The organism is Burkholderia sp. ZZQ-2, assembly GCF_050768715.1.
Lineage (GTDB): Bacteria > Pseudomonadota > Gammaproteobacteria > Burkholderiales > Burkholderiaceae > Burkholderia > Burkholderia cepacia.
The window spans coordinates 111,937-118,551 of record NZ_LDVA01000115.1; the positions used below are offsets into that span (position 1 = coordinate 111,937).

Sequence of the window (6,615 nt, forward strand, 5' to 3'; positions counted from 1 at the left end):
TCGGCGCACGCGGCGCCGCGGCACGATGACGGGGCGGGATCGGGCTGGCGCTCGCAGGCTACTGCTGGCTCAGCGTGAGCGACAGCAGCCGCGCGGTGATGTCGACGATCGGGATCACGCGGTTGTACGCCATGCGGGTCGGGCCGATCACGCCGAGCGTGCCGACGATCTGCCCGTTCACCTCGTAAGGGGCGGTAACGACGCTCATTTCCTCGATCGGCACGAGCGTCGATTCGCCGCCGATGAAGATCTGCACGCCCTGGGCGTGGCTCGACACGTCGAGCAGTTGCAGGAGGCCCGTCTTTTGGTCGAATACGTCGAACAGCTTGCGCAGCCGGGCCATGTCGGACGAGAGATCCGCCACCTCGAGCAGGTTGCGCTCGCCGGAAATCAGCACGGTGTCCTCGGTGTCGGGCACCTCGGTGCTGGCCGTCACCGCCGCATGCATCAGCGTGGTCATGTCGCCGCGCAACTGGTCGATCTCGTCGCGCAGGCGACGGCGCACCTCGTCGAACGACAGTCCGGCGAAATGCGCGTTGATGTAGTTGGACGCCTCGGTCAGTTGCGACGGCGAGTAGTCGCGCGGCGTCGCGAGCATCCGGTTCTGCACGTCGCCCTCGGGCGTCACGATGATCAGCAGGATGCGCTTGTCCGACAGGCGCATGAACTCGATCTGCTTGAACACGTGGCTGCGGCGCGGCGTCAGCACGACGCCCGCGAACTGCGACAGGTTCGACAGCACGCTCGCGGCGGCCGCCACGACGCGCTGCTGCGGCTCGCCGGCCTGCAGCGTGTTCTGCACCTGCCGCGCGACGGCCTCGGCGTCGATCGGCACCTCGACCGTCAGCATCGTGTCGACGAACAGCCGGTAGCCGCGCGGCGTCGGCACGCGGCCGGCCGACGTGTGCGGGCTCGACACGAGGCCGAGCTCCTCCAGGTCGGACATCACGTTGCGGATCGTCGCCGGGCTCAGCTCGAGCCCGGAGTAACGGGACAACGTGCGCGATCCGACTGGCTGACCGTCGGCGATATACCGTTCGATCAGGGTTTTCAGGAGGGTTCGTGCGCGAGGATCTAGCATGGTGGAAAATTTTAGCGCAACCGCGCGACCGCGGCGAGTGGCGTCGGCCACCGATGCGCGGGCCGACCCGATCCGGCCCCGTCCGCGCACAGCCGGTTCTTTTCGTCAACGAGCTATGGTGTAATGCCGGCATGAAAACCGGTAATCAGTTCAACACTGTCGCGCTCGTCGGCCGGAGCAACACGCCGAACATCGCCGAGCCGCTCGCCACGCTGGCCGCCTGCATCGCCAAGCGGGGCTTCGAGGTCGTCTTCGAAGCCGAGACCGCCCGCGAGATCGGCATCACCGGCTACCCGGCGCTGACCCCGGCCGAAATCGGGGCGCGCGCCGACGTGGCGGTCGTACTGGGCGGCGACGGGACGATGCTCGGCATCGGCCGTCAGCTCGCGCCATACAAGACACCGCTGATCGGGATCAACCACGGGCGGCTCGGCTTCATCACCGACATCGCGGCGGCCGACATGCAGGCACTCGTCCCGGTGATCCTGTCGGGCAAGTTCGAGCGCGAGGAGCGCTCGCTGCTCGAGGCCCGGATCATGCGCGACGGCGAACCGATCTACCACGCGCTCGCGTTCAACGACGTCGTCGTGAACCGCAGCGGCTTCTCCGGGATGGTCGAGCTGCGCGCGTCGGTCGACGGCCGGTACATGTACAACCAGCGTTCCGACGGCCTGATCGTCGCCACGCCGACCGGCTCGACCGCTTACGCGCTGTCGTCGGCCGGCCCGATCCTCCATCCGCAGCTGCAGGGCATCGTGCTCGTGCCGATCGCGCCGCACGCGCTGTCGAACCGGCCGATCGTACTGCCCGACGATTCGAAGATCGCGATCCAGATCGTCGGCGGGCGCGACGTCAACGTGAACTTCGACATGCAGTCGTTCACGTCGCTCGAACTGAACGACACGATCGAGGTGCGCCGCTCGAAGCACACGGTGCCGTTCCTGCACCCGATCGGCTACAGCTACTACGCGACGCTGCGCAAGAAGCTGCACTGGAACGAACACGCCTCGAACGAAGACGACAAGGCGTCCTGACGCCGCTCCGCCCGACACCATGCTCCGCCACCTCTCGATCCGCGACTTCGTCATCGTCGCCGCGCTCGATCTCGAATTCGACAGCGGCTTTTCCGTCTTTTCCGGTGAAACCGGCGCCGGGAAATCGATCCTGATCGACGCCCTCGCCCTCGCGCTCGGCGAACGTGCCGACGCGAGCGTCGTGCGCACCGGCTGCGGCCGCGCCGACATCACCGCCGAATTCACGCCGCACGACCGCGTCGCGCGCTGGCTCGACGAACACGCGTTCGACACCGAGGACACCGTGATGCTGCGCCGCGTGATCGACGCGAACGGCCGGTCGCGCGCGTTCATCAACGGCACCAGCGCGACGCTCGCGCAGCTGCGTGAACTCGGCGAAATGCTCGTCGACATCCACGGCCAGCATGCGCACCAGTTGCTGATGCGGCCCGACGCGCAGCGCGAGCTGTTCGACACGCACGCGGGGCTCGTCGCCGATGCGGCGAACGTCGCGCGCGCGTGGCGCGTGTGGCGCGACGCGACGCAGGCGATCGAGGCCGCGAAGGCGCACGAGCGGGAGCTGCAGCTCGAACGCGAAAAGCTCGCGTGGCAGCTCGCCGAGCTCGACAAGCTCGCGCCGCAGCCCGGCGAATGGGACGAAGTCAGCAACGAGCACAAGCGCCTGTCGCATTCGGCGAACCTGATCGACGGCGTGCGCGGCGCACTCAACGCGTTGTCCGAGGCCGACGACGCGATGCTCGCGCAGCTCGGTGCGATCGTGTCGAAGCTGCGCAGCCTAGCCGACTACGACACCGCGCTCGGCGACGCGCTCGCGTCGCTCGAACCGGCCGAGATCCAGCTGCAGGAAGCCGTCTACTCGCTGTCGCACTATGCGCAGCGCGTCGATCTCGATCCCGAGCGGCTCGCGCAGGTCGAAACGCGCCTCGATGCGCTGCACTCGACCGCCCGCAAGTTCCGGTTGCCGCCCGACACGCTGCACGAAGAACACGCGGCACGCCGCGCGCAGCTCGCCGCGCTCGACGCGGCCGCCGATCTCGGTGCGCTCGAGGCGACGCAGGCCAAGGCGCGGGAAGCCTACCTCGCCGATGCCGGGCATCTGTCGAAGGCGCGCGCGCAGGCCGCCAAGGCGCTCGGCACGGCCGTCACGGCCGGCATGCAGGAACTGTCGATGGCGGGCGGAAGCTTCGAAGTCGCGCTCGTCCCGCTCGCCGACGGCGGTCCGCACGGGCTCGAGCAGGTCGAATTCCGGGTCGCCGGCCACCCCGGCGTGCCGCTGCGGCCGCTCGCGAAGGTCGCGTCGGGTGGCGAACTCGCGCGGATCAGCCTCGCGCTCGCGGTGATCGCAAGCGCGGCGAGCCCGACGCCGACGCTGATCTTCGACGAAGTCGATACGGGGATCGGCGGCGGCGTCGCCGAAGTGGTCGGCCGCCTGCTGCACCAGCTCGGGCGCGATCGCCAGGTGCTGTGCGTGACGCACCTGCCGCAGGTCGCCGCGCGCGGCGACCACCACTTCCAGGTCGCGAAGGGCGCCGACGAGCGCGGCGGCACGGTGTCGACGGTCGTCGCGCTCGACCGCGCCAACCGGATCGAGGAAGTCGCGCGGATGCTCGGCGGGCTCGAGATCACGGCCACGACGCGCAAGCACGCGAAGGAAATGCTGGCGGCCTGACGCGGGCACCGTGTCGGCCGAATGCAAAAAGACCGGCGCATGCGCCGGTCTTTTTTTACCGCACGGCCGCTCGCCCGATCGCGCCCGCCCTGCTCCGCGAATTCGAACGCCCGATTCGAACGTCCGATTCGAACGTCCGACTCAAACACCCGTTTCAGCCGTCCCGAACACGCGCGCCCACAGCGCCGTCACGGCTGCGCGCTCGTCGGCCACCACGGCCGGATCGACCCGCGCCTTCTCCATCCCGTCGAGCCGCAGCTTGTGCTGCAGCTTCCGGTACTTCCGGTAGGCCGCGCCGACGCGCTCGGCCTCGTCCTCGCCCATCAGCCCGAAGCGCGCGACCTCGCGCAGCAGCGCGATGTTGCCCGTGTTGCGGATCAGCTCGGCGTCGCTCGACGCGTGCAGCAGCACCCAGTACTGGACGATGAATTCGATGTCGACCATCCCGCCGCGATCGTGCTTCAGGTCGAACAGGTCGGTCTGGTTCGGATGGCCGGCAAACACCTTGCCGCGCATGTCGACGATCTCCTTCGCGAGCACGCCGCCGTCGCGCGGCGTCGTCAGCACCTGCTGGCGGATCGCCTCGAAGTCCGCGCCGATCTGCGCGTCGCCCGCGCTGTAGCGGGCACGCGTCAGCGCCTGGTGCTCCCACACCCACGCGGTGTTCGCGGCATCGCCCTCGCGCAGCTGGTAGCGGCGGAACGCATCGAGATCGGTGACGAGCAGCCCCGCCTCGCCGTTCGGCCGCAGCCGCAGGTCGATGTCGAACAGCGCGCCGGCCCCGGTCGCCGTGGTGAGCCACGTGATGAGCCGCCGCGTGAAGGTCGTGTAGACGTCCGCCGAGCGCTCGTCCGCGTCGTCGTACAGGAAGATCAGGTCGAGATCGGATGCGTAGCCGAGCTCCTTGCCGCCCAGCTTGCCGTACGCGATCACCGCGAACTTCGGCACGTCGCGATGGCGCTTCGCGAGCTGGGACCAGACGACTTCGATCGTCACGTCGAGCACGGCATCGGCCAGCTCGGACAGCCGGTCGCTCACGTGCTCGACCGACAGCTGCCCGGCCAGGTCGATCAGCAGGATCCGGAACACCTCCGCGTGCTGCGCGTGCCGCAGCAGGTCCATCTGCTGCTCGGGGCCGTCGGCCGCCGCGAGGCGCGCACGCAGCGCGTCCTTGAACGCAGGCCAGTCGAACGGGCTCGCGATCGCCTCGTCGTCGAGCAGCTCGTCGAGCAGCTGCGGGTGGCGGATCAGGTAACCGCCGCCCCAACGCGTCGCGCCGAGCACCGACAGCACGCGGTCGAGCGCGGCCGGATACTCGGTCAGCAGCGCGAGATAGACGCCGCGCCGGCTGACCGTCTCGAGCAGGTCGAACAGGCGCACGATCGTGTCGTCGCGGCGTGCGGCGTCGATGTTCGGCGCGGCCTCGAGCGCCCGCTGCGCGACGCTGTCGAAGCGCTGCCGGCTCTTTTCCGGCAGGCCCATGTAGCGCGTCGATTGCCAGATCGCACGCAGCCGCGCGAGCACGGCGGCCGGATCGGCGAAGCCGAGGCCGTCGAGGCGTGCGACCAGCGCATCGTCCTCGCCGTCGTCGCCCAACGCGCCGCTCCAGATCCATGCGGCGGCCGTGTCGTCACCCGCCGCGCAAGGGCCGCCGCCCTTCACCTTGTCCGCGAAGATCTGGTCGAACTGCGCCTCGACGAAGTTCCGATGCTCATCCAGCACCGTCATCAGCGCCGCGTAGTCGGCAAAGCCGAGCGATGCAGCCAGCGCCGCGCGTTCATCCGGCTCGACCGGCATCGCGTGCGTCTGCGCGTCGTTGCGGTACTGCAGCCGGTGTTCGAGCGTACGCAGGAAGTTGTAAGCATCGGCCAGGCGCGCGCACACGTCCTCGCCGATCAGCCCGCGCGCCTGCGCATGGCGCAGCACCGCGAGCGTCGGCCGCACGCGGAATTCCGCATCCTGGCCGCCCCGGATCAGCTGGAATACCTGCGCGCTGAACTCGATCTCGCGGATCCCGCCGCGCCCGAGCTTGATGTCGTCCGACTTGTCGGGCCGCATCGACGCGCGGCGCGCGGCTTCCTGCCGGATCTGCTGGTGCAGCGAGCGGATCGCGCCGATCACGCCGAAATCGAGATAGCGGCGATACACGAACGGCTTGACGATCGACTCGAGCTGCGACTCCAGCCGTCGCGCCGCGTCGCTGTCGCCTTCCGACACGAGCCGCCCCTTGATCCACGCATAGCGCTCCCACTCGCGCCCCTGCACGTAGAAATATTCCTCGAGCATGCCGAGGCTGCAGACGAGCGGCCCCGAATCGCCGTTCGGACGCAGCCGCATGTCGACGCGAAACACGTAGCCGTCGGCCGTGACCTCGGACAGCACGCCGATCAGGCGCCGGCCGAGCCGCGTGAAGTATTCCTGCGTGGACAGCGGCGAACGCGCGCCGCCGGTCGTCTCGCCGTCGTCCTCGTAGACGAAGATCAGGTCGATGTCCGACGATACGTTCAGCTCGCGGCCGCCGAGCTTGCCCATCCCGACCACGCCGAGCACGACGCGCTGGCCGTCGGCGCCGCGCGGCTCGCCGTATAGCGCCTCGAGTTCAACCGACAGCAGCGCGAGCGAACGCTGCACGGCCACTTCGGCGAGATCGGTCATCGCGCCCGTGACCTCGGCGACGTCCGCCAGCCCGCGCAGGTCGCGTTCCGCGACCGCGCCGAACGCCTCGACACGCAACTGCCGCAGCGCGCGCTTCAGTTGCTCCTCGGTCGGCGCGGCCGTGCCGGCCGGCGTCGCCAGCAGCTCGGTGAGGCGCGCGTCGAGCTGCGCGCGGC

The 6,615-nt window shown here is 69.5% G+C and carries 4 protein-coding genes; 2 read left to right on the forward strand and 2 right to left on the reverse strand.

Features of this window, described 5'->3' with window-relative positions:
• Positions 1 to 58: 58 nt before the first annotated feature.
• Positions 59 to 1,081, reverse strand: coding sequence for a heat-inducible transcriptional repressor HrcA (gene hrcA, locus ABY44_RS06960; RefSeq protein WP_021162218.1), 1,023 nt, complete (start codon positions 1,079 to 1,081; stop codon positions 59 to 61).
• Positions 1,082 to 1,212: 131 nt separating this feature from the next.
• Here hrcA and ABY44_RS06965 point away from each other — a divergent pair, with 131 nt between their 5' ends.
• Together ABY44_RS06965 and recN are read left to right on the forward strand one after the other, a co-directional pair.
• A complete protein-coding gene (locus ABY44_RS06965) occupies positions 1,213 to 2,115 on the forward strand; it encodes an NAD kinase (RefSeq protein ID WP_027788318.1) in 903 nt (300 codons plus the stop codon).
• A gap of 19 nt (positions 2,116 to 2,134) precedes the next feature.
• The gene (gene recN, locus ABY44_RS06970; protein WP_059698824.1) at positions 2,135 to 3,784 is read left to right on the forward strand and encodes a DNA repair protein RecN; all 1,650 of its coding nucleotides are present in this window, start codon (positions 2,135 to 2,137) and stop codon (positions 3,782 to 3,784) included.
• 141 nt (positions 3,785 to 3,925) lie between these two features.
• Here recN and glnE read toward each other — a convergent pair.
• Positions 3,926 to 6,615 (reverse strand): bifunctional [glutamate--ammonia ligase]-adenylyl-L-tyrosine phosphorylase/[glutamate--ammonia-ligase] adenylyltransferase (gene glnE, locus ABY44_RS06975; protein WP_431641024.1); only part of this gene is annotated, 2,690 nt, incomplete at its 5' end.